This window comes from Streptomyces sp. NPDC096105, assembly GCF_044763335.1.
Lineage (GTDB): Bacteria > Actinomycetota > Actinomycetes > Streptomycetales > Streptomycetaceae > Streptomyces.
Genome location: NZ_JBIWGC010000010.1, coordinates 142,636 through 164,262 on the forward strand (window position 1 = coordinate 142,636; position 21,627 = coordinate 164,262).

Annotated in this window: 21 protein-coding genes; 9 read left to right on the forward strand and 12 right to left on the reverse strand. The window is 73.6% G+C overall.

What is annotated here, in order from left to right; genetic code table 11:
* Positions 1–153 precede the first annotated feature (153 nt).
* Together ACIQ8B_RS18240 and ACIQ8B_RS18245 are read left to right on the forward strand one after the other, a co-directional pair.
* Positions 154–654 (forward strand): hypothetical protein, encoded by a 501-nt coding sequence (locus tag ACIQ8B_RS18240; RefSeq protein ID WP_403547918.1) that lies wholly within the window; start codon positions 154–156, stop codon positions 652–654.
* 201 nt (positions 655–855) lie between these two features.
* A complete protein-coding gene (locus tag ACIQ8B_RS18245; RefSeq protein ID WP_106415338.1) occupies positions 856–1,038 on the forward strand; it encodes a hypothetical protein in 183 nt (60 codons plus the stop codon).
* A 270-nt stretch (positions 1,039–1,308) separates the two neighbouring features.
* Here ACIQ8B_RS18245 and ACIQ8B_RS18250 read toward each other — a convergent pair whose 3' ends face one another.
* From ACIQ8B_RS18250 to ACIQ8B_RS18260, 3 genes are all read right to left on the reverse strand, one after another.
* Positions 1,309–2,169: a hypothetical protein gene (locus ACIQ8B_RS18250; protein ID WP_403547920.1), complete on the reverse strand. Its 861-nt coding sequence runs from the start codon at positions 2,167–2,169 to the stop codon at positions 1,309–1,311.
* Positions 2,170–2,381: 212 nt separating this feature from the next.
* Positions 2,382–2,981 (reverse strand): class I SAM-dependent methyltransferase, encoded by a 600-nt coding sequence (locus ACIQ8B_RS18255; RefSeq protein ID WP_290009239.1) that lies wholly within the window; start codon positions 2,979–2,981, stop codon positions 2,382–2,384.
* A gap of 544 nt (positions 2,982–3,525) precedes the next feature.
* Positions 3,526–3,954 carry a PPOX class F420-dependent oxidoreductase gene (locus ACIQ8B_RS18260; protein WP_403547922.1) on the reverse strand — a complete coding sequence of 143 codons (429 nt, stop codon included), beginning with the start codon at positions 3,952–3,954 and terminating at the stop codon, positions 3,526–3,528.
* A gap of 115 nt (positions 3,955–4,069) precedes the next feature.
* On the opposite strand from ACIQ8B_RS18260, the gene ACIQ8B_RS18265 reads away from it, so the two are divergent.
* Positions 4,070–4,477 carry a roadblock/LC7 domain-containing protein gene (locus ACIQ8B_RS18265; protein ID WP_106415342.1) on the forward strand — a complete coding sequence of 136 codons (408 nt, stop codon included), beginning with the start codon at positions 4,070–4,072 and terminating at the stop codon, positions 4,475–4,477.
* A gap of 127 nt (positions 4,478–4,604) precedes the next feature.
* A complete protein-coding gene (locus ACIQ8B_RS18270; RefSeq protein WP_403547925.1) occupies positions 4,605–5,672 on the forward strand; it encodes a DUF6397 family protein in 1,068 nt (355 codons plus the stop codon).
* A gap of 134 nt (positions 5,673–5,806) precedes the next feature.
* Here the strand turns inward: ACIQ8B_RS18270 and ACIQ8B_RS18275 are convergent, their stop codons facing one another.
* Positions 5,807–6,673 carry an acyl-CoA thioesterase II gene (locus ACIQ8B_RS18275; protein ID WP_106415344.1) on the reverse strand — a complete coding sequence of 289 codons (867 nt, stop codon included), beginning with the start codon at positions 6,671–6,673 and terminating at the stop codon, positions 5,807–5,809.
* A gap of 19 nt (positions 6,674–6,692) precedes the next feature.
* Positions 6,693–9,206: a DEAD/DEAH box helicase gene (locus tag ACIQ8B_RS18280; protein WP_403547927.1), complete on the reverse strand. Its 2,514-nt coding sequence runs from the start codon at positions 9,204–9,206 to the stop codon at positions 6,693–6,695.
* A 144-nt stretch (positions 9,207–9,350) separates the two neighbouring features.
* On the opposite strand from ACIQ8B_RS18280, the gene ACIQ8B_RS18285 reads away from it, so the two are divergent.
* The gene (locus tag ACIQ8B_RS18285) at positions 9,351–10,145 is read left to right on the forward strand and encodes a metal-dependent hydrolase (RefSeq protein WP_106415345.1); all 795 of its coding nucleotides are present in this window, start codon (positions 9,351–9,353) and stop codon (positions 10,143–10,145) included.
* Positions 10,146–10,192: 47 nt separating this feature from the next.
* Here ACIQ8B_RS18285 and ACIQ8B_RS18290 read toward each other — a convergent pair whose 3' ends face one another.
* The 5 genes from ACIQ8B_RS18290 to ACIQ8B_RS18310 form a co-directional block, all read right to left on the reverse strand.
* Positions 10,193–10,438: a type B 50S ribosomal protein L31 gene (locus ACIQ8B_RS18290; protein ID WP_403547929.1), complete on the reverse strand. Its 246-nt coding sequence runs from the start codon at positions 10,436–10,438 to the stop codon at positions 10,193–10,195.
* A gap of 52 nt (positions 10,439–10,490) precedes the next feature.
* Positions 10,491–10,961, reverse strand: coding sequence for a DUF5709 domain-containing protein (locus ACIQ8B_RS18295; protein ID WP_403547931.1), 471 nt, complete (start codon positions 10,959–10,961; stop codon positions 10,491–10,493).
* A gap of 375 nt (positions 10,962–11,336) precedes the next feature.
* Complete coding sequence (locus ACIQ8B_RS18300; protein WP_403547933.1) at positions 11,337–13,118, reverse strand: ABC transporter ATP-binding protein; 1,782 nt, start codon at positions 13,116–13,118, stop codon at positions 11,337–11,339.
* Complete coding sequence (locus tag ACIQ8B_RS18305; RefSeq protein ID WP_403547935.1) at positions 13,115–14,935, reverse strand: ABC transporter transmembrane domain-containing protein; 1,821 nt, start codon at positions 14,933–14,935, stop codon at positions 13,115–13,117. The genes ACIQ8B_RS18300 and ACIQ8B_RS18305 overlap by 4 nt, the downstream gene beginning before the upstream one ends.
* 161 nt (positions 14,936–15,096) lie before the next feature.
* Positions 15,097–15,585, reverse strand: coding sequence for a MarR family winged helix-turn-helix transcriptional regulator (locus tag ACIQ8B_RS18310; protein ID WP_403547936.1), 489 nt, complete (start codon positions 15,583–15,585; stop codon positions 15,097–15,099).
* A gap of 110 nt (positions 15,586–15,695) precedes the next feature.
* Here ACIQ8B_RS18310 and ACIQ8B_RS18315 point away from each other — a divergent pair, with 110 nt between their 5' ends.
* Together ACIQ8B_RS18315 and mltG are read left to right on the forward strand one after the other, a co-directional pair.
* Entirely contained in the window at positions 15,696–17,498 is a 1,803-nt protein-coding gene (locus tag ACIQ8B_RS18315) for an ABC transporter ATP-binding protein (RefSeq protein ID WP_290009260.1), read from the forward strand.
* A 43-nt stretch (positions 17,499–17,541) separates the two neighbouring features.
* On the forward strand, positions 17,542–18,399 hold the full coding sequence (mltG, locus tag ACIQ8B_RS18320; RefSeq protein WP_403547940.1) for an endolytic transglycosylase MltG: 858 nt from the start codon (positions 17,542–17,544) through the stop codon (positions 18,397–18,399).
* 7 nt (positions 18,400–18,406) lie between these two features.
* Here mltG and ACIQ8B_RS18325 read toward each other — a convergent pair whose 3' ends face one another.
* A complete protein-coding gene (locus ACIQ8B_RS18325; RefSeq protein WP_403547942.1) occupies positions 18,407–19,486 on the reverse strand; it encodes an FAD-dependent oxidoreductase in 1,080 nt (359 codons plus the stop codon).
* Between the two features lie 82 nt (positions 19,487–19,568).
* On the opposite strand from ACIQ8B_RS18325, the gene ACIQ8B_RS18330 reads away from it, so the two are divergent.
* A complete protein-coding gene (locus ACIQ8B_RS18330; protein ID WP_106415352.1) occupies positions 19,569–19,991 on the forward strand; it encodes a secondary thiamine-phosphate synthase enzyme YjbQ in 423 nt (140 codons plus the stop codon).
* A gap of 22 nt (positions 19,992–20,013) precedes the next feature.
* Here the strand turns inward: ACIQ8B_RS18330 and ACIQ8B_RS18335 are convergent, their stop codons facing one another.
* Positions 20,014–20,850 carry a universal stress protein gene (locus ACIQ8B_RS18335; protein WP_403548086.1) on the reverse strand — a complete coding sequence of 279 codons (837 nt, stop codon included), beginning with the start codon at positions 20,848–20,850 and terminating at the stop codon, positions 20,014–20,016.
* 303 nt (positions 20,851–21,153) lie between these two features.
* Between ACIQ8B_RS18335 and ACIQ8B_RS18340 the strand changes: the two genes are divergently transcribed.
* Positions 21,154–21,624: a cation:proton antiporter regulatory subunit gene (locus tag ACIQ8B_RS18340; RefSeq protein WP_198602616.1), complete on the forward strand. Its 471-nt coding sequence runs from the start codon at positions 21,154–21,156 to the stop codon at positions 21,622–21,624.
* The last annotated feature ends 3 nt before the right edge of the window (positions 21,625–21,627 follow it).

Here is a 21,627-nt window from a genome sequence, read left to right on the forward strand (position 1 = left end):
GCGTGTCCGGGCGTGTGCGAGGCGTCGGGTGTGCGCGCTGTCCGCGCTGCTCGCGCGGACAGGGGGGGTGTTCCGGGTGCGGGCGCCACGACTGGCGGGCGGTTTCCGCGCCGTCTCCTCGCGCGGGGGCGGGAGCGCGGCGACGATGTGTCCATGGCCACGCCACCGGTACCGCCCCAGCAGCCGCCCGGCCCGCCGGACGACGCGCCGCCGCCGCACGGCGGGGGCTTCGGCCCGCTTTCCCACGGGGACGGATCCGCGTCCGGACCGCCCGACAACGGCGGCGGAACCGGGCCGGGGCGCGGGCCCGGCCGGCGCAGGCTGCTGATCCTGCTGCTCGCCGTGATCGTGGCGGCCCTGGTCGTCACCATCGCCGTGCTGGTGACGTCGGACGAGGACGGCCCGGCCACGGAGCCCACCGAGACCGCCACGGATCCGGGGGGACCCGTCGCTGGACCTTCCCTCGGATTTCCCCAGCGGGCTGCTGCCCTCGGACTTCCCCACGGAACTTCCCTCCGGCTTCCCGACCGCGCTGCCCAGCGACTGGCCGAGCGGCCTGCCCACCGCGCTGCCGAGCGGCCCGGAGTCGCTGCTGCCGGGGCCGGACGGCGCGGACGCGCCCTGACGCTCGGCGCGTCCTGCGGGTACCCCTGAGCTGTGAGGTGGGTCACCATGGTGGGGGACGAGGGCGCGGGCCGCCGGGAGACCCGGGGACCGGGAGCCCGGAGATCTGGGTTCTGGAGGCCTTAGGGGGCGCATCTCCGGGACGTCTCAGGGTGGCGGCCAGGAACCGCCGCCGACGCGGACCCGTTTTCACGCCAGAGAGCGGCACTGGCCGCGAAGGAGGCGACGCACATGTCGAAGAACGCGAAGATCGCCGCGGGGGGTGTGGCAGCCGGGCTCATTCTGCTCATCTGGCTGCCCTGGTGGGCCGCACTCCTGATCATCCTGGGAGTCCCGGCAGCCGCCTACCTCGCCCTCGACCCGTCACAGAGGCAACGCCTGCGGCGGGCCGGGCGCAAGGAGCTGGGCCGCTGAGGCATCCGCCTCGGCGTGCGGGAGGCGGGCGCGTGCGGGGGACGGGCGCCCGCCGGCCCGGTCGTGTGAGCCTCGGCTGGGGCGACGCGTCCCGCCGGGAAGCGACGGACCGGTACGGGCGCCGCACCGTCCGCCAGGCGACCCACCGCGCCCTGCGCGTGGGAGGCGTCAGCGTACGAGGCGCTTCGGCGGTCCGAGTGCGGCCGGACTCGGTGCCGGCGGCTGCCGCTGCCGCCCCGCCCGCCAAGGCGTCCTGCCCAGCGCGCCCGCTCACAGCGGCCGTACGGCCATCTCGTCAAGCGCCTTGAGCAGCCCCGGCAGCTCAGGCCCTCGGCGTACCGGAAGCACCTCTCCCGGTTCGTCGTCGAGCAGGACGAAGGCGATGTCGTCCGTCCGGGCGACCAGCGACCACCCGGGCCCGTCCGCGCGCAGGGTGCGCGCGCCGCCCGGTGCGAAGGAGGACCGCACCCGGCCCAGTGGCGGCGGCGAGCCGATGTAGGCGCGCGCCTCGGCCAGCGCGCGGCGGATTCCGCTGTGCCCGCCCACCGACGTCCCCGCGGCCCCGCCCTCCTCGCCGTGCGCGTCCGTCCCGGAGCCCGCGTCGGCCTCCGGAGCCGCACCGGGCGCCGGGACCGCCGGGTCGTCCACCTGCTCCCGCCACATCGCCCACTGCAGCGCGATCTCGTCGGCCCCCAGACGCCGCTGGGCCGGGCCCCACACCTCCGCGTCGGGCGGCGACAGCGGCGGCATGTCCGCCACGTCGGGGGAGGGATCGTGCGGCGCGGGCACGTTCGGCGCCGCCACGGCCACCGCGAGGGGCCAGCCGGGCAGCGCGGCGACGACCGTGCGCTCGTCCGGTGACAGTTCCTGCTCCATGCCGCAGTCCCAGGACGCGATGGCGACCGCGACCAGCGAGACGTCGTCGACGACCACGGTCCACCGGGCGCCTTCTCCGTCCTGGCCGAGCACCAGCCCGTATCCGTCGGCCACCGGCGGAAGGCCGAGCGCCGCACACGCCTCCGGGTAGTCGTCGCCCAGTACGCTCGGGAACTTCGCGGGCGTCAGCAGCGCCGCGGTCAGCACATAGAGCGCGTCGTCGGCGGCGACGGCTCCCTCGTCCGTCCCGGCCATCCCAGCCTCCCCATCGGTTCGCCCGTCGGCGCGCACGATATGCCGACCCCGAGGCCGTTGTCACGACCCCGCACCCGTGCCCGGAGCTGAAGGTTCCCCGTCGTACGGGGGCGAATCGACCAGCGCGCAGGCCCGCTCAGGCCCGTCCGCGGACCCCGCGCGCAAGCCCCGCGGAACGCCGCGCGCAAGCCCCGCGGAACTCGGAACGCCGCTCAGCCGTCCCGCACCGCCAGCGCCAGGAACCGCGTGTCCTCGTCGACGTACGACGTCACGCGCCAGCCCGCACTCGTCAGCAGCGCCCGCAGATTCGGCTCGGCGCGCAGGTCGTCCGGGGTGAGCTGACGCCCCTGGCGCGCGGCGAGGGCGGCCCGTCCGATCGGATGGAACAGGGCGAGCACCCCGCCGGGCCGCACCACGCGGCGGATCTCCCGCAGGTTCTCGGCCGGGTGCGGCAGATGCGCGATCAGCCCCGCCGCGAACACGGCGTCCAGCGAGGACGAACGCAACGGCAGTGCCGCCACGTCCGTCAGCAGCAGCGTTCCGTCCCCGTCCCGTCCGGCCCGCACCGCCTCCCGCAGCATCGCCGGCGTCAGATCCGCGCCCAGTACCACCCCGGACGGGCCCACCGCCGCGCGCAGCGCGGGCAGCGCCCGCCCGGTGCCGCAGCCCGCGTCCAGCACCCGGTCACCCTCGCGCAGCCCCAGCCCGGCGACCGCGGCGGCGTAGGCCGGGCCGTCGTCGGGGAAGCGGCGGTCCCAGTCGGCGGCGCGGGCGCCGAAGAACTCCTGGACATGTGTGTGGTCGTCACTCATGCCCGCATGATCCCTCGCCGGAACCGGCGACACCGTGTGCGCGTTCGAGCGCGGTACGGTCGGCCCGCGCCACCGGTGCGTCCCCTCTGCGCTGCTGCCCGAACGCACCCCCTCAGTGCGCCTGCGCCCCCTGGCGTCTCCGGGGCACCACCAGTCTCAGCGTCGCCCCGGACGGACTGAGCGGCCTTTCCCGCCTCGATCGCCTCGCCGTCCGGAGAGCTTCGTCCTCCTCTCCGGCGCCACCCCCGGTCGCGGTCGGCGCAAGCCCGTGCCGCTGACCGACGTGGTGCGCGCGGCCGTCTCCGAGGTGGAGGACCACGCGCGCGTGGAGACGCCCGGCGCCGACGCGGCCGTCACCGGGACCTCACCCGCCTCCTCGCCGGGATCATCGAGGGCGCGGCGCAGTTCTCACCACCCCGCACCCGGGTGCGCGTCACCGGCGAATCCGTCGGCAGCGGCTACGCCGTCGAGGTCGAGGACCGTGGCCTCGGCAAGGAGGCGCCCCGGTGGGGCGACCGACGACCGGGGGCCTGCCCACCCGACGTCAGTCCGCCAGGCCCTTTTCGGCCAGCACCTTGTCGATCCGCACCCGGACGAGCAGTTCGCCCGGCACGCCGTTGCGCGCGCCGAACTCCTCGGCGCGCTCCTCGCCCATGTACCGCGCGCCGATCCGGGCGGCCCAGTGCCGCAGCTCCCCGGGGTCCTCCGAGAGACGCGCCCGGCCCTCCAGGATCACGTACGCGAACGGCGGCCGGTCGTCGTCCACGCAGAGCGCGATCCGCCCGTCACGGGCCAGGTTGCGCCCTTTCACGGTCGCCGTGCCGGTGTTGAACACCACCTCGTCCCCGTCGAGGACGAACCAGATCGGCGCCAGGTGCGGACGGCCGTCGGCCCGGACGGTGGCCAGTTTCCCGGTGCGGGTCCCGTACGAGACGAACTCCCGCCACTCTTCCTCGGTCATCTTCTGTCCCATGGCTCTCATCTTCCTTGCCCGCCGCCCGGTCGTGGGGAAGGCTGGCGCAGGGACCCTCCCGACCGGAGGGGACGGCACACGGGGCACACGGGGACAACAGGGGGAGACACACGACATGGAGCAGAACCGGCGACTCGACTGGCTGCTGGACGACCTGACCCAGCGCGTCGATCATGTGCGGCACGCGCTGATCCTCTCGAACGACGGCCTGGTGACGGGGGCGAGCACCGGCCTGCGCCGCGAGGACGCCGAGCATCTGGCCGCCGTCTCGTCCGGGCTGCACAGTCTCGCCAAGGGGTCGGGGCGGCACTTCGGCGCGGGCGGGGTGCGCCAGACGATGGTCGAGTTCGACGAGGCGGTGCTGTTCGTCACCGCCGCCGGCTCCGGAAGCTGCCTGTGCGTCCTCAGCGGCGCCGAGGCCGACATCGGACACATCGCCTACGAGATGACGCTGCTCGTCAACCGGGTCGGCGAGCACCTGGGCGTCGACAGCCGCCGACCGGAGCCGGGACCGGGATCCTGACCTGCGCGTTCGTCGTCGCGGTGAAGGTTGTCCACAGGCTGGCCACGCAGCGTGACGGAACGGATACCGTCTTTCCCGGAGCGGGCGCAACCGGCGCCGGCCCTCCACGAACACGGGGGAGACGAGCATGTCCCGACAGTCGACGACCGGCACGCAGCGATCCGTCACGGCTTACGACACGGGTGCCGGTCCGGACGTGGCGAAGGCCGACGCCTGGGTCACGACGGGCCGCGCGGCCCACGAACTCGGTCTGCGGCGCACGGAGTTCGACCTGGCCGTGCGACTCGGCCGGATCCGCACGGGGCCCGGCGGGGCAGCGGGGGAGGGGCGGGTCGCGCGGACGGAGATCGAGCGGCTGCGCGCCGGGCCGGGGTTCCCGGAGACGCTGCGCCGCAGCGTGCATGCCGTGGGGACCGCGGAGGGCGCCGCGATGCTGGGGGTGCCGAAGCCCCGGTTCACGCGGCTGGCGAGGCTCGGCCTGCTGGTTCCCGTGGCGTTCTACCTGAACCGCTACCGCGCCGTGGTCTGGCTCTATCTCGCCGACGAGGTGCGGCTGTTCGGCGACGACGAAAAGAACGCGCCACTGCTGACCGGGCGTACGCCCGAAGGGCTGCGCGGCCTGCTGGACGCCGGGACCGACCTGCGGCCCCGCAACTGGCGCAGCAGGCACCTGGGTTTCCTGCTCCGCGAGGCCGAGGACCCCTGGGCACGTGCCGGGGCCGTCGCGTCCTTCCTCGACCCGCTGCATGTGGCGCAGGTGGTGCGGGACCCCTACGACCGGTCCCGTCTCAACGGGCTCCGCCGCCGGCCGCCCGGCAGCGGCGGCGGCCCGGACTCGCCGGGGGCGCGGATCGCGGCCGACCTCATGACGGCCCGCGACCCCGACGAGATCGCCTGGCTGCGGGCCGACCTGGCCCGGCTCGTGGACGAGGCCCGCGCCCACCGCCCGGCTCCCCGGCCGCCCGCGTCCTGCCGGACTGTACCGGCGGCCGAGCGGTCCGCGTCCCGTCCGCCCGTGTCCCCCCGAACCGTACCCGCGCCCCGGGCGCCCGCGCCCCCGCCCGCACGGTCCGCAAGATCCGCAACCTCGGCCCCGGCCGGTCGGGACACCCTCGCTCCCGCTGACCGAGCCAGACGCCGAGGCCTGCTCGCACGGTGGCGTCACCGCCCCGGCCGAGCCGCGACGCGCCCGTGAGCGGGCGGCGCCCGGTGGCTTGAAGCACCCCCGGGCGGCGGTGCCGGCGACGCGAGACGCCCGTGTGCCGCGACGCGCGGTGCGTGGACCGTCCGGTGTGCCCGGCGCATCCGGTGACCGAGCCGGCCCCGGACCTACAGCGCCCGGAAGAGCCCTTCCTGGACGACCGAGACCAGCATGCGGCCCTCCCGGTCGTAGATCCGGCCGCGGGCCAGCCCGCGGCCGCCCGTGGCGATGGGTGACTCCTGGTCGTACAGGAACCACTCGTCCGCCCGGAACGGCCGGTGGAACCACATCGCGTGGTCCAGCGACGCCATGTCGAAACCGCGCGGGCCCCACAGCGGCTCCACCGGGATCCGCACCGCGTCCAGCAGCGTCATGTCGCTGGCGTAGGTCAGCGCGCAGGTGTGCACCAGCGGGTCGTCACCGAGCGGCCCGACCGCGCGCATCCACACCGCGCTGCGCGGCTCGGCGCCCTCGATCTCGTCCGGCTTCCAGCGCAGCCGGTCGACGTAGCGGATGTCGAAGGGCTGGCGGCGAGCCATCCGCTCCAACTGCTCCGGCAGCGCGCCCAGATGCTCGCGGATCTCGTCCGCGACCGTCGGCAGCGACTCGGGGTCCGGCATCTCACGGGCCGGCGGCAACTGGTGCTCGAAACTCCCCTTCTCAGGCTTGTGGAAGGAGGCGGTCAGATTGAAGATCGTGCGGCCCTGCTGCACGGCGGTGACCCGGCGGGTGGTGAACGACCTGCCGTCCCGCACGCGTTCCACCTGGTACACGATCGGCACCCCGGGACGCCCCGGACGCAGGAAGTACGCGTGCAGCGAGTGCACCGGACGGTCGCCCTCCGTGGTGCGGCCGGCGGCGACCAGTGCCTGGCCCGCGACCTGTCCGCCGAAGACCCGCTGCAAGGACTCCTGCGGGCTGCGGCCGCGGAAGATGTCGACCTCGATCTGCTCCAGGTCGAGCAGGGCGACGAGGCTCTCGGCCGGGTTCGTCATGGGTGCGTCTCTCCTGTGTTCACAGCTGGCCGACGTCGGTGACCCGCACGACGGCACGGCCCTCCGCGTCGGAGGCGGTCAGGTCGACCTCGGCGCTGATGCCCCAGTCGTGGTCGCCGTTCGGGTCGTCGAAGATCTGGCGGACCCGCCACAGCCCGTTCTCCGGCTGCTCGTCGATGATCAGCAGCTTCGGGCCGCGGGCGTCGGGACCGGTGCCGAGTTCCTCGTACTCGTCCCAGTACTTGTCCATCGCCTCGCCCCACGCGTCCGCGTCCCAGCCGGACTCGGCGTCCAACTCGCCCAGCTCGTCCACCTGGTCGAGGGCGGCGAGCTCCACCCGGCGGAACATGGCGTTGCGGACCAGGACCCGGAAGGCGCGGGCGTTGGCCGTGACCGGCTTGACCTGGTCGGCCTTCTCCTGGGCCTCCTCGGCGGTCATCTCCTCCGGGTTGGCCAGCTGCTCCCACTCGTCCAGCAGGCTGGAGTCGACCTGGCGCACCGTCTCGCCCAGCCAGGCGATCAGGTCCTCCAGGTCCTCCGACTTCAGGTCGTCGGGGATGGTGTGCTCCAGCGCCTTGTAGGCGCTCGCGAGGTAGCGCAGCACGATGCCCTCGGTGCGCGCCAGCTCGTAGTGGGACACCAGCTCCGTGAAGGACAGCGCCCGCTCGTACATGTCCCGGACCACGGACTTCGGCGACAGCGGATGGTCGCCGACCCAGGGGTGGGACTTGCGGTACGTGTTGTACGCGTGGAAGAGCAACTCCTCCAGCGGCTTGGGGTAGGTGATGTCCTGGAGGCGCTCCATGCGCTCCTCGTACTCCACCCCGTCGGCCTTCATCGCGGCGACCGCCTCGCCGCGCGCCTTGTTCTGCTGGGCGGCGAGGATCTGCCGCGGGTCGTCCAGCGTGGACTCCACCACGGACACCATGTCCAGCGCGTACGACGGCGACTCGGGATCCAGCAGTTCGAACGCGGCCAGCGCGAACGTGGACAGCGGCTGGTTGAGCGCGAAGTCCTGCTGCAGGTCGACGGTGAGACGCACGATGCGTCCCTCCGCGTCCGGCCGGTCCAGCGTCTCGACGATGCCGCCGTCCAGCAGCGAGCGGTAGATGGCGATCGCCCGCCGGATGTGACGCAACTGCTGCTTGCGCGGCTCGTGGTTGTCCTCCAGCAGGCGGCGCATCGCCTCGAAGGCGTTGCCGGGCCGGGCGATCACCGACAGCAGCATGGTGTGGGTGACGCGGAAGCGGGAGGTCAGCGGCTCCGGATCGGACGCGATGAGCTTCTCGAAGGTCTGCTCGCTCCACGCGACGAAACCTTCGGGCGCCTTCTTGCGCACCACCTTGCGGCGCTTCTTCGGGTCGTCGCCCGCCTTCGCCAGCGCCTTCTCGTTCTCGATGACGTGCTCCGGCGCCTGGGCCACCACGAAGCCCTCGGTGTCGAAGCCGGCCCGCCCGGCGCGCCCCGCGATCTGGTGGAACTCCCGCGCCCGCAGTGTGCGCACCCGGTTGCCGTCGTACTTGGTGAGCGCGGTGAACAGCACCGTGCGGATGGGCACGTTGACGCCCACGCCGAGGGTGTCGGTGCCGCAGATGACCTTCAGCAGGCCCGCCTGCGCCAGCTTCTCCACCAGCCGCCGGTACTTGGGCAGCATGCCGGCGTGGTGCACCCCGATGCCGTGCCGCACGTAACGGGAGAGGTTGCGGCCGAACTTGGTGGTGAAACGGAAGTTGCCGATCAGGTCGGCGATCCGGTCCTTCTCCTCCCGCGTGCACATGTTGATGCTCATCAGCGCCTGCGCCCGCTCCACGGCCTGCGCCTGCGTGAAGTGCACGATGTACACCGGCGCCTGCCGGGCCTCGAGCAGCTCGGTCAGCGTCTCGGTGAGCGGGGTGTACCGGTACTCGTACGACAGCGGCACGGGCCGGGTCGCCGAGCGGACCACGGCGGTGGGCCGGCCGGTGCGCCGGGTGAGGTCCTTCTCGAAGAAGGAGACGTCGCCGAGCGTCGCCGACATCAGCACGAACTGCGCCTGCGGCAGCTCCAGCAGCGGGATCTGCCAGGCCCAGCCGCGGTCGGCTTCGGCGTAGAAGTGGAACTCGTCCATCACGACCTGGCCGACGTCGGCGTCCTTGCCGTCGCGCAGCGCGATCGACGCGAGCACCTCGGCGGTGCAGCAGATCACCGGGGCGTCGGCGTTGACGGACGCGTCACCGGTGAGCATGCCGACGTTCTCGGTGCCGAAGATCTTGCACAGCTCGAAGAACTTCTCCGACACCAGGGCCTTGATGGGGGCCGTGTAGAAGGTGACCTCGTCCCGGGCCAGCGCCGCGAAGTGGGCGCCCGCGGCGATCATGCTCTTGCCGGAGCCGGTGGGCGTCGAGACGATGACGTTCGCCCCCGACACCACCTCGATCAGCGCCTCCTCCTGGTGCGGATAGAGAGTGAGACCGCGTTCCTGCGCCCACGACTCGAAGGCTTCGTAAAGGGCGTCGGGGTCGGCGGTCGGCGGCAGCTGATCGATAAGGGTCACCACCCTATTTTGCCTGCCCACCCGTTCGATGCGGGAATCGGCTGTCGGCTCGAAGATCACTACCGCTACGCTGTGTCGCCGGCGCAGCGTCTCCGTCCCCGGTCAACAGGGCGGCGGCACAAGAGGAATGGGCGGGCACAGGCGATGATGGGACCAGCACACTCACTGTCGGGCGCCGCGGCCTGGCTCGGGGTCGGGGCGGCGACGGCCGCGGCCGGACGCCCGATGCCCTGGCCGGTGCTGCTGGCCGGTGCGCTGATCTGCGCCGGGGCCGCCCTCGCCCCGGACCTGGACCACAAGGCCGCCACCATCTCGCGCTCCTTCGGCCCCGTGTCACGCCGACTGTGCGAGATCGTCGACAAGCTGTCCTACGCGGTCTACAAAGCGACGAAGAAGCCGGGCGACCCCCGCCGCTCGGGCGGTCACCGGACCCTCACCCACACCTGGCTGTGGGCGGTCCTCATCGGCGGCGGCACCTCGGCCCTGGCGATCACCGGCGGCCGCTGGGCGGTCCTGTTCATCCTCTTCGTGCACATGGTGCTGGCCATCGAGGGCCTGCTGTGGCGGGCGACGCGCGGCTCCAGCAGCGACGTGCTGGTGTGGCTGCTGGCAGCGACCAGTGCCTGGATCATCGCGGGCATCCTCGACGAGCCCGGCAACGGAGCCGGCTGGCTGTTCACCGAGCCGGGCCAGGAGTACCTGTGGCTCGGCCTGCCGATCGTCCTCGGTGCGCTGGTGCACGACATCGGGGACGCGCTGACCGTCTCCGGCTGCCCGATCCTGTGGCCCATACCCGTCGGCCGCAAGCGCTGGTACCCCATCGGCCCGCCGAAGGCGCTGCGGTTCCGCGCGGGCAGCTGGGTGGAGCTGAAGGTGCTGATGCCGGCGTTCATGCTGCTGGGCGGGGTGGGCTGCGCGGCGGCGCTCAACGTCATATAGACGCCGATGCCCCTGGGCGCTGTACGGCGCGCACGGCCGACCGTCGGTCAGCCGCCGCCGTACCGGCGTTCGAAGCGGGCGACGCGGCCTTCGGTGTCCACGGTCCTGGCCTTGCCCGTGTAGAACGGGTGGCTCTCCGAGGAGATCTCCACGTCCACCACCGGGTAGGTCTCGCCGTCGTCCCACTCGATGGTCTGCTCGCTGGACGCGGTGGACCGGGTGAGGAAGGCGTATCCGGCGGCCCGGTCCCGGAAGACGACCGGGTGGTAGTCGGGGTGCTTGTCCTGCTGCATGGGTGCTCCTCGGGCGGGTTGGGTTCCGCGACGCGGCCGGGCAGGGGCGGGTTCAGCCGGGCAGACCGTCCTCGTCGACGATGTGCACGGCGGCCTCCTCGGCGGAGGCGGCGGCGCCGTCGATGCCGACGTCGCTGGCGACCAGCGCCTCCTCCTCGTCCTCGTGCGCCCCTTCGTCGGGGGCGACGAGCCGGCCGGAGCGCACGGCACCGACCTCGTTGTCCAGGAGTTCCCCGTCGGTGCCGGAGGAATCACCGAGGCCGTCGCCGTCCGGCACGACCAGGTCCGGCAGCTCCTCGGCCAGCCGCTGGTCCAGCGTCTCGCCCCGGTGCCGCTCGGCGGCGGTCACGCCGTAGTGCTCCACGGCCCAGGGCCGCTCGGGAGGCGACCAGCCCCGGTCGAGGGGGTCGTCGACATCGTCGGTCTCCAGCGTGTCCTCGGCGTCCAGCAGACCGGCGTCGTCCTGGATCTCGGACGCGTCGGGCTGGTAGACGTCGTCTCCCCAACCGTCAACGCTGTTCACGGACACCTCCAGCGACGGGGCGGGCGGCGTCGCCCACCGTGGCCCGCACCGGGCCGGCTCCACGGGCACCGAATCCGCCCGGACCCGCTCCACCGGACCCCGGGCGCCCCCGAGCCGATGCCTGCTTCCAGCCTTCCACCGCATCTCCCGACCCCGCAACGCCACCCGTCGCAACCGGCGGACGCCGGTCCGCCGTCCCGGGCGGCAGCCGGTGCCTGCCGGCGAGGCGTGACCCACGGCAGGACGCCACACCGGCGGGGGCAGGACGGTGCCTGCCCCAGGGGAGGGGGCGCCCGAGGACGCGCCCGCCTCGGGGACACACCCGCCTCAGGGACGCCCCGTGACCGACGGCCCCGGGGGGCGTGCCCCGCTCGCTCACCCGTGCCAGGAACGCCACAGGGCCGCATAGGCCCCGTCCGCCGTGACCAGTTCCTCGTGGCTGCCCAGTTCGCTGATGCGGCCGTCCTCGACGACGGCGATCACGTCCGCGTCGTGAGCCGTGTGCAACCGGTGGGCGATGGCCACGACGGTCCTTCCGCCGAGCACCCGGGCCAGGCTGCGTTCCAGGTGGCGCGCCGCGCGCGGGTCGAGCAGCGAGGTCGCCTCGTCGAGGACCAGCGTGTGCGGGTCGGCCAGCACCAGCCGGGCCAGCGCGATCTGCTGTGCCTGCGCCGGGGTGAGCGCGAACCCGCCCGAGCCGACCTCCGTGTCGAGACCGTCCTCCAGCGCCCGCGCCCAGCCGTCCGCGTCGACCGCGCCGAGCGCCGCCCACAGCTCGGCGTCCTCCGCGTCGGTGCGGGCGAGCCGCAGGTTGTCGCGGAGGGAGCCCACGAAGACGTGGTGTTCCTGGTTGACCAGGGCGACGTGGGAGCGGACCCCTTCCGCGGTCATGCGGGACAGCTCCGCGTCGCCGAGGGTGACGCGTCCCTCCCGGGGCGCGTAGATCCCCGCGAGCAGCCGGCCCAGCGTGGACTTGCCGGCGCCCGAGGGGCCCACCAGGGCCATCCGCGTCCCCGGCGGCACCTCGAGGGACACCTTGCGCAGGATGTCCACGCCCTCCAGGTAGCCGAAGTGCACGGCGTCCGCCCGCACCCGGCGCCCCTCGGGCGTCACGGCGGGGTCCCCCGCGTCCGGCTCGATGTCCCGCACGCCGACCAGCCGCGCCAGCGACACCTGCGCGACCTGCAGCTCGTCGTACCAGCGCAGGATGAGCCCGACCGGGTCCACCAGCATCTGCGCGATCAACGCGGCCGTCGTGAGCTGGCCGACGCCGATCCAGCCCTGGAGCACGAACACCCCGCCGGTCATCAGGACCGATCCGAGCACCGTGACGTGGGTGATGTTGACGACGGGGAACAGCACCGAGCGCAGCCACAGCGTGTAGCGCTCCCAGGCCGTCCACTCCCGCACCCGCTGGTCCGTCAGCGCCACGCGGCGCGGGCCGAGGCGGTGCGCCTCCACCGTCCGCCCGGCGTCCACGGTCTCGGCGAGGGCGGCGGCCACCGCCGCGTACCCGGCGGCCTCCGAGCGGTAGGCGCCCGGCGCCCGGCGGAAGTACCAGCGGCACCCCACCACCAGCAGCGGTACCGCGACCAGCACCGCCGGCGCCAGTTCCGGCGCGGTGACGACCAGGCCGCCGAGGAGCAGGGCCGCCCACACCACGCCGATCGCCAGCTGGGGCACGGCCTCGCGCATGGCGTTGCCGAGCCGGTCGACGTCGGTCGTGATGCGCGACAGCAGGTCACCGGTGCCGGCCCGTTCCAGCACGCCCGGCGGCAGCCCCACCGACCGCACCAGGAAGTCCTCGCGCAGGTCCGCCAGCATCCGCTCGCCGAGCATCGCCCCACGCAGCCGCACCTGCCGGACGAATCCCGCGTGGACCACGAGGGCGGCCACGAACAGCGTCGCGGTGAGCTCCAGGTGCAGCTCCCGCTCGTCGGACGAGACCCGCTCCACGAGCCCGCCCAGCAGGTACGGCCCGACCATCGAGGCGATCACCGCCACCGTGTTCACGGTGACCAGCAGCAGGAAGGCCCGCCGGTGCCGGCGCAGCAGCTCGGCCACGTACGCGCGCACGGTCGCGGGCGCCCCCACCGGCAGCGTGCCGGCCGCGGACGGGGCCGCCGGGTCGTACGCCGGTGGCGCCACGCCGATCATGCCGTCTCCTCGATCTCTGCGAGCTCTTCCAGTTCCTCGAAGCCGTGCGGGACCTCGTCCGCGCGCAGCCCGGCCGGCGCCGGCTCCTCCTCCGTCTCGCGGGTCACCACGGCCCGGTACCGGGGCTCGGTGCGCACCAGCTCGCGGTGGCCGCCGGCCGCGACGACCGTGCCGTCGTGCAGGAACACCACCCGGTCGGCGCGGTCCAGCAGCAGCGGGGACGAGGTGAACACCACGGTGGTGCGCCCGGCCCGCAGGTCGCGCACGCCCCGCGCGATGCGTGCCTCGGTGTGCGAGTCGACGGCGGAGGTGGGTTCGTCCAGGACCAGCACCTCCGGGTCCGTGACCAGCGACCGCGCGAGCGCGAGCCGCTGGCGCTGCCCGCCGGACAGCGACCGCCCGCGCTCGGTGATGCGGGCGTCCATCGGATCCTCGGCGCCCAGCGACCCCTGAACCAGCGCCGCCAGCACGTCCCCGCACTGCGCGGCCTCCAGCGCCGCCCGCGGGTCGACCGCGCCGGACGCGGGCACGTCGAGCAGCTCCCGCAGCGTGCCGGAGAGCAGCACCGGGTCCTTGTCCTGGACCAGCACGGCCGTGCGGGCGCTGTCCAGCGGCAGTTCGTCGAGGGGCACCCCGCCGAGCAGGACCGAGGCGCCCTCGTGCGCGGCGTGCCCGCCGCACCGTTCGGCCAGCCGCCCCGCCGCGTCCGGGTCGCCGCACACCACGGCGGTGAGCAGCCCGGACGGGGCGAGCAGCCCCGTCTCCGGGTCGTAGAGGTCGCCCGCGGGGGTCTCGGCGGCGCGCGTTCCGGCGGTGTCCGTGGCCCGCTCCAGCGACAGCACCCGCGCGGCCCGGCGGGCCGAGGGGCGCGAGAAGGAGTAGGCCATCGCGATCTCCTCGAAATGCCGCAGAGGGTAGGTGAGGAGCATCACCGAGCTGTAGACGGTGACCAGCTCACCGACGGCGATCCGGCCGTCGCGGGCCAGGTGGACGCCGTACCAGACCACCGTGATCAGCAGCAGACCCGGCAGCAGCACCTGCACGGCGGCGATCAGCGACCACATCCGCGCGCTGCACACGGCGGCGCGGCGGACCTCCTGCGACGCGCGCCGGTAGCGGTCGAGGAACAGGTCCTCGCCGCCGATGCCGCGCAGCACCCGCAGCCCGGCGACGGTGTCGGAGGCCAGCTCGGTGGCCCGTCCGGCCTTCTCGCGCTGGACGTCCGCCCGCCGGGTGGCCTTGGGCAGCAGCGGCAGCACCGCGAGCGCCAGCACGGGCAGTCCGGCGGCGACGACGACACCGAGGGCGGGCTGGTGGAGGAGGAGGCCGACGGTGACCGCGACCACGGTGACCGCGGCGGCGGTGAACCGCGACAGGGCCTCCACGAACCAGCCGATCTTCTCCACGTCACCGGTGGAGACGGCGACGACCTCGCCCGCGGCCACCCGCCGGGTCAGCACCGAGCCCAGCACGGCTGCCTTGCGGCCCAGCAACTGCTGCACGCGCGCGGCGGCGGTGATCCAGTTGGTGACGGCGGAGCGGTGCAGGAAGGTGTCGCCGACCGCGTTGCCCGCACAGGCCAGGGCCATCAGCCCGCCGGCCAGCGCGAGCCGCCCGCCGGAGCGGTCGACCGCGGCCTGGACGGCGACGCCGACGCAGAACGGCAGCGAGGCCACGGACGCGAAGTGCAGCAGGCCCCAGGCCAGCGACTTCAGCTGTCCGGTCAGCTGGTTGCGGAAGAGCCACCACAGGAATCGAGGGCCCGAGCGGGCGTCGGGCACGCCCGGATCGGGGTACGGAAGGTCGTGAATCTGCATGGCGTCCCAGTGGCTCGGAGCAGGAGCCGCGGTCGTCCTCGGACGGCGGCAGCAAACCGTGACAGGTTGTCTTTGCCGCCCGGCCGCGGGCAACCGGTTTTTCCCGGCCACCGCCCCGCGCGCGGAGCTCCTGCTCAGCCCGGGAGCCCCGGGCAGGGGCGTCAGTCCTGGGGCCCGCCCGGCCGCTCGGTCGGCCCCTCCTCGCAGGGCGGGGCCGAAGGTCCGTCGACCAGCGTGTCCAGCAGCTCCCCGAGCTGCTCCCGCTCCCGTTCCCCCAGCGGGGCGAGGATCTCCGCCGCGGCCGCCCGCCGCGCCGCGCGCAGTTCGCGGAGCGCCTCGCGCCCCTCGTCGGTCAGCTCGATGCGGATCACCCGTCGGTTGGCCGGATCCGGGACCCTGCGTACCTTGCCGTGCGTCTCCAGCCCGTCGACCAGTGTGGTCACCGCGCGGGGCACCACCTCCAGCCGCTCCGCGAGGTCGGCCATGCGGGGCGGCGAGCTGTAGTGCGCGAGGGTGCGCAGCAGCCGGGACTGGGCAGGAGTGATGCCGAGCTCGCGCCGCTCCAGGTGGCGCTTCTGGATGCGGTGCACCCGGCGGGTGAGCCGGAGCAGCTGCTCGGCCAGCAGGCCGTCGGGGTCGGGGGCGGTCATGCGGGAACATTATCAGGATGCCGTTCATTGTGAGTACAGGTAACAATGAATGCTGTTCGCTGAACCGGTCCGGACGCCCGGCCGACTCCCCGCGCACCCCGAAGGAGACCATGCACCCCGACCACGCACCCGCATGGACGCCGCCCGCCGGAGCCGAGCAGGAGCCCCGGCAGGTGCGGCGCATCCTGCGCCTCTTCCGTCCCTACCGGGGCCGCCTCGCGATCGTCGGACTGCTCGTCGGGGCGTCGTCGCTCGTCTCGGTCGCCTCGCCGTTCCTGCTGAAGGCGATCCTCGACGTCGCCCTGCCCGAGGGCCGCACCGGCCTGCTCAGCCTGCTGGCGCTGGGCATGATCCTCAGCGCCGTGCTGACCAGCGTCTTCGGCGTGCTGCAGACCCTGATCTCCACGACCGTGGGCCAGCGTGTCATGCACGACCTGCGCACCGCCGTCTACGGGCGCCTGCAGCGCATGTCGCTCGCCTTCTTCACCCGCACCCGCACCGGCGAGGTGCAGTCCCGCATCGCCAACGACATCGGCGGCATGCAGGCCACCGTGACCTCCACGGCGACCTCGCTGGTCTCCAACCTCACCAGCGTGGTCGCGACGATCGTGGCGATGCTCGCGCTCGACTGGCGGCTGACGGCCGTGTCGCTGGCGCTGCTGCCGGTCTTCGTCTGGATCAGCCGCCGCGTCGGCAACGAACGCAAGAAGATCACCACCCGGCGCCAGAAGCAGATGGCCGCGATGGCGGCCACGGTCACCGAGTCGCTGTCGGTCAGCGGCATCCTGCTCGGCCGCACCATGGGCCGGTCCGACTCGCTGACCGCCGCCTTCGCCGACGAGTCCGAGCGGCTGGTCGACCTGGAGGTGCGGTCGAACATGGCCGGCCGCTGGCGGATGGCGGTCATCACGATCGTCATGGCCGCCATGCCGGCGGTCATCTACTGGACGGCCGGCCTCGCCCTGCACTCGGGCGGACCCGGCGTGTCCATCGGCACCATCGTCGCGTTCGTCTCGCTCCAGCAGGGCCTGTTCCGCCCGGCGGTGAGCCTGCTCTCCACCGGCGTGCAGATCCAGACCTCGCTCGCCCTCTTCCAGCGCATCTTCGAGTACCTCGACCTGCCCGTCGACATCACCGAGCGCGAGGACCCGGTGCGCCTGGAGCGGGTCAAGGGCGAGGTCCGCTTCGAGAACGTCTCCTTCGGCTACGACGGCAAGGGCGGCCCGGTCCTCGACGGCATCGACCTCACCGTCCCGCCGGGCGGCAGCCTCGCCGTCGTCGGCCCGACCGGCGCCGGCAAGTCCACGCTCGGCCACCTGGTGCCCCGGCTGTACGACGTCACGGGCGGGCGGGTCACCCTCGACGGGGTGGACGTGCGCGACCTCGACTTCGACACCCTGGCCCGTGCGGTGGGCGTCGTCTCCCAGGAGACGTACCTCTTCCACGCGTCGGTCGCGGACAACCTGCGCTTCGCCAAGCCCGACGCCACCGACGGGGAACTGCACGCGGCGGCGAAGGCCGCGCAGATCCACGACCACATCGCGGCTCTGCCGGACGGCTACGACACCGTCGTCGGTGAGCGCGGCCACCGTTTCTCCGGCGGGGAGAAGCAGCGCCTCGCGATCGCCCGGACCATCCTGCGCGACCCTCCGGTGCTCGTCCTCGACGAGGCCACGAGCGCGCTGGACACCCGTACCGAGGCGGCGGTGCAGGCGGCCATCGACGCGCTGTCGGCCGACCGCACCACCATCACCATCGCCCACCGGCTCTCCACGGTCCGCGGCGCCGACCAGATCGTGGTCCTCGACTCCGGGCGCGTGGTCGAACGCGGAACCCACGAGGAACTGCTGGAGCGCGGCGGGCGTTACGCGGCCCTCGTACGACGGGACGCCCGACTGGAGCCGACAAAATGAAAATATGCCGGGTTTGTGGCGATATGAGGGTTACCGTGCCCGCATGCAGACGAACACTCCGTCACGGAACCCGATCCGACTGACGCGCCGCGGCCGTTTCGCCCTGGCGACGCTCGGGGCCGTCGTGGCCGGCACCGCCGTGGCGGTGCCGCTGCTGATCATGGGCGACGAGGAGGAGCCCCGCCCCGACGCCCTGGTGGTCCCCGCGGGATGGCGGGCCGGCCAGGTCTACGCCGCCATCGACAAGATCCTCGAGCTCCCCGCCGGGACGACCGAGAAGTCCCTCGCCAAGGCGGACCTGAAGCTGCCGGACGAGGCGGAGGGCAACCCCGAGGGCTATCTCTTCCCGGACACGTATCCGCTCCCGGAGAACGCCACCCCGCAGAAGCTGCTGGCCCGGATGGTCGACAAGGCCAACAAGACGTTCAACGGCGCTCCCGTAGCCGCCGGGGCGCAGCGCAACGCGATGAACGTCTACCAGACGGTCACCGTCGCCAGCATCGTCCAGGCAGAGGCTGCCACGAAGGCCGACATGGGCAAAGTGGCCCGGGTCGTCTTCAACCGGCTGGAGCGCGGCATGCCGCTGCAGATGAACTCCACCGTCGACTACGCCCTCAACCGGACCAAGGCGCGCGCCACCCCCGCCGACACCGGCATTGACAGCCCCTACAACTCCTACCAGCGCATGGGGCTGCCGCCGACCCCCATCGACAACCCCGGGGAGGACGCCGTGCGCGCCGCGATCAACCCCACCCCGGGCGACTGGCTGTACTTCGTCACGGTCCGGCCGGGGGACACCCGCTTCACCGCGGACCTCGCGGAGCACCAGCGCAACGTGGCCGAGGCGGAGGCCGAACGGAAGAGGGCCGCCGGGACGTCCGCCCAGCCCTCCCCCGAGTGACCGCCGTTCAGGCCGCGGCGGCCGGTTCCCCGGCCAGCAGCCGCCTGATGTCCCGGACCGCCGCGCGCCCCGCGCGGTTGGCGCCGACGGTGCTGGCGGAGGGTCCGTGGCCGACCAGGTGGATCCGCGGGTCGGCGACCGCCCGGGTGCCCTCCACGCGGATCCCGCCGCCCGGCTCCCGCAGCCGCAGCGGCGCGAGGTGGTCCAGGGCGGGCCGGAACCCGGTCGCCCACAGGATCACGTCCGCCGCCGCCCGGCGTCCCCCCGCCCACACCACGCCGTCGGGCTCGATCCGGTCGAACACGGGCTGCCGGTCGAGGACCCCGTCCGCGAGTCCTCGCCGGATCGCGTCGTTCAGCGGCAGTCCCGTCACGGAGACCACGCTGCGCGGCGGCAGCCCCTGCCGGACGCGCTCCTCGACGAGGGCCACGGCCTCACGGCCCGCGTCCTCGTCGAAGGGCTCCTCCCGCCAGACGGGCGGCCGCCGCGTCACCCAGGTGGTGGCCGCCGCGTACGGCGCGATCTCCAGCAGATGCTGGGTGCCGGACGCGCCGCCGCCCACCACGACCACCCGCAGCCCGGCGAACGCCTCCGGACCCGGATACCGCGCGGTGTGCAACTGCCGTCCGCGGAAGGTTTCCTGGCCGGGGTAGCGGGGCCAGAACGGCCGGTCCCAGGTGCCGGTCGCGTTGATCAGCGCCCGGGTCGCCCAGGCGCCCCGCGAGGTCTCCACCAGCAACCGTCCGCCGGACCCCTCCCGCACCGCGCGCACGTCCACCGGACGGCGCACCCGCAGGCCGAACGTCCGCTCGTAGCGGTCGAAGTACTCGCTGATCACCTCGGAGGAGGGCCGCCGCGGATCGGCGTCCGTCAGCTCCATCCCGGGCAGCGCGTGCATCCCGTGCACCTTGCCGTACGTCAGCGACGGCCAGCGGAACTGCCAGGCGCCGCCGGGGCCGGGGGAGTGGTCCAGCACCACGACGTCGCGGTCCGGCTCGAAGCCGGTCCGCCGCAGGTGATAGGCGCTCGACAGGCCGGCCTGCCCGGCGCCGATGACGACCACCTCGACCTCGCGCACACCGTTCACGCTTCTGCCAACACCCCGGTCGCGGCGGATCTTCCCGGACGCGCTCCGCCGGGAACCGCGCCGAGTGCGTCAGGATGGACGCATGTCCGACGCCTTCACCACCCGAGTCCTGAACCTCACCACCGGCTCCGCCGAGCGGGTCGTCGACATCACCGGCGACTGCGAGGCCTTCCTGCGGGAGACCGCGGCCGGCCGGGACGGCCTGCTCAACGTGTTCGTCCCGCACGCCACCGCCGGCATCGCCGTCATCGAGACCGGCGCGGGCAGCGACGACGACCTGCTCTCCGCGCTGCACACCCTGCTGCCCGCCGACGACCGCTGGCAGCACCGGCACGGCAGCCCCGGCCACGGCCGCGACCACGTCCTGCCCGCCTTCGTCCCGCCCCACGCGACGCTCCCGGTGATCAACGGCCGCCTGGAACTGGGCACCTGGCAGTCCGTGTGCCTGGTCGACACCAACCGGGACAACCCCGACCGCAAGGTCCGCCTCAGCTTCCTCGGCTGAGCCGCCTCCGGCCGGGGCGGTCTCAGCTCAGCGCCCGCACCACGGTGACCGGGCAGTCCGCGTGGTGCAGCAGTGCCTGGCTGACCGAGCCGAGCAGCATCCCGGCGACCCCGCCGTGACCACGCGCCCCGGCCACCACCAGCTGCGCCTCGCGCGTCGCCGCCAGCAGCGTCTGCCGGACCCGGCCACGCTCGAGGCGCGGCTGGACCGTGACCCCCGGATGCGCGGCCGCCCAGGGCCTCATCGCCTCCTCCAGCAGCCGCCGGTGCCGCAGTTCGAGCTGATCGAGGTCCACCACCACGCTCAGCGGATCACCCGGATCCTCGTACGGCGTGGGCTCGCTCCAGGTGTTCCACACGTGCAGGGCCACCAGCGGGGCCCCGCGCAGTTCGGCCTCCGTGAACGCGAAGGACGCGGCGGCGTTCCCGGCGGGCGAGCCGTCCGCGGCCAGCAGCACGGGGCCCCGCGGGTCGGGCCGCCCGCGCACCACCATCACCGGGCCGTGCCCGTGCGCCGCCAACTGCATGGTCGTCGAGCCCAGCAGCAGGTCACCGAAGAGGCTCCGGCCGCGCCGCCCCAGCACGGTCAGCACCGCGTGCCGCGACTCGGTCCGCAGCACGGTCAGCGCGTCGCCGGACGCCACGGTGCGGGTGATCTCCAGGCCCGGGACGCGCTCGTGGAGCCGCTGCTCGGTCTCGGCCAGCACCCCGTGGATCATCGGATCGAGATCGGCGGGGCGGGCGAACGCGTGCACGATCCGCAGCCGTGCACCGCGCAGCCGCGCCTCCTCGGCCGCCATGTCGGCGGCGGCGAGGCTGGAGGCAGAGCCGTCCACTCCGACCATCACCGTGTCGTCCACCACACACCCCCGTCCCCGGAAGGGGTCACCGAGTACCCACGCCGGACGGCCGCTACGCGCCCGATTCCCGCGCTTTGTCCGGTGCGCCCCGCTGACCTGCGGCGACACGAAGTCCTCGGTGATCTTTGCCGCGCCCCCGGAACCTGTCCATCCGTGACAACACCCATGTTCCGGCCGAATGGCGGGATGGCACCATTACGCCGGTGGGGGGCGCCACCCGGTGCCGTGGGACGGCCCGTCCGGCCCCGCCCATCGGACGACTTCAGAAGAACGGGAAGGGGACGGGCTGTGCCTGCTCCACGGATGAGCGCGACACCGCTGCCGGGCATCGGTGTGAAATACGACCTCACCACGCGTGAGCACGAGCACCTGTCCGTCATCGCGCACCGCGACGGTGCCCGGACGGTCAACGTCTACAGCTCCGACGACCCGGACGCCTGTGCCCGTTCGATGCGGCTGAGCGTCGCCGAGTCGGCCGCGCTCATCGACGCGCTGATGCCGGCCCACCACAGCCCGAACCTGCTGCACACCACCGACCTGGGGCTGGTGGCCGAGCGCATCGAACTGTCCTCGGTGTCCCACTGGAACGGACGGCTGCTGGGCGAGACCCGGATGCGTACCGACACGGGAGCGTCGATCGTGGCCGTGCTGCGCCGCGCGGAGGCGATCCCGTCGCCCGCGCCGGACTTCCGGCTCGCCGGCGGGGACACACTGATCGTCATCGGCACCCGCGAGGGCATCGACGCCGCCGCCGAGCTCCTCGGGCGGGAGTGAGCG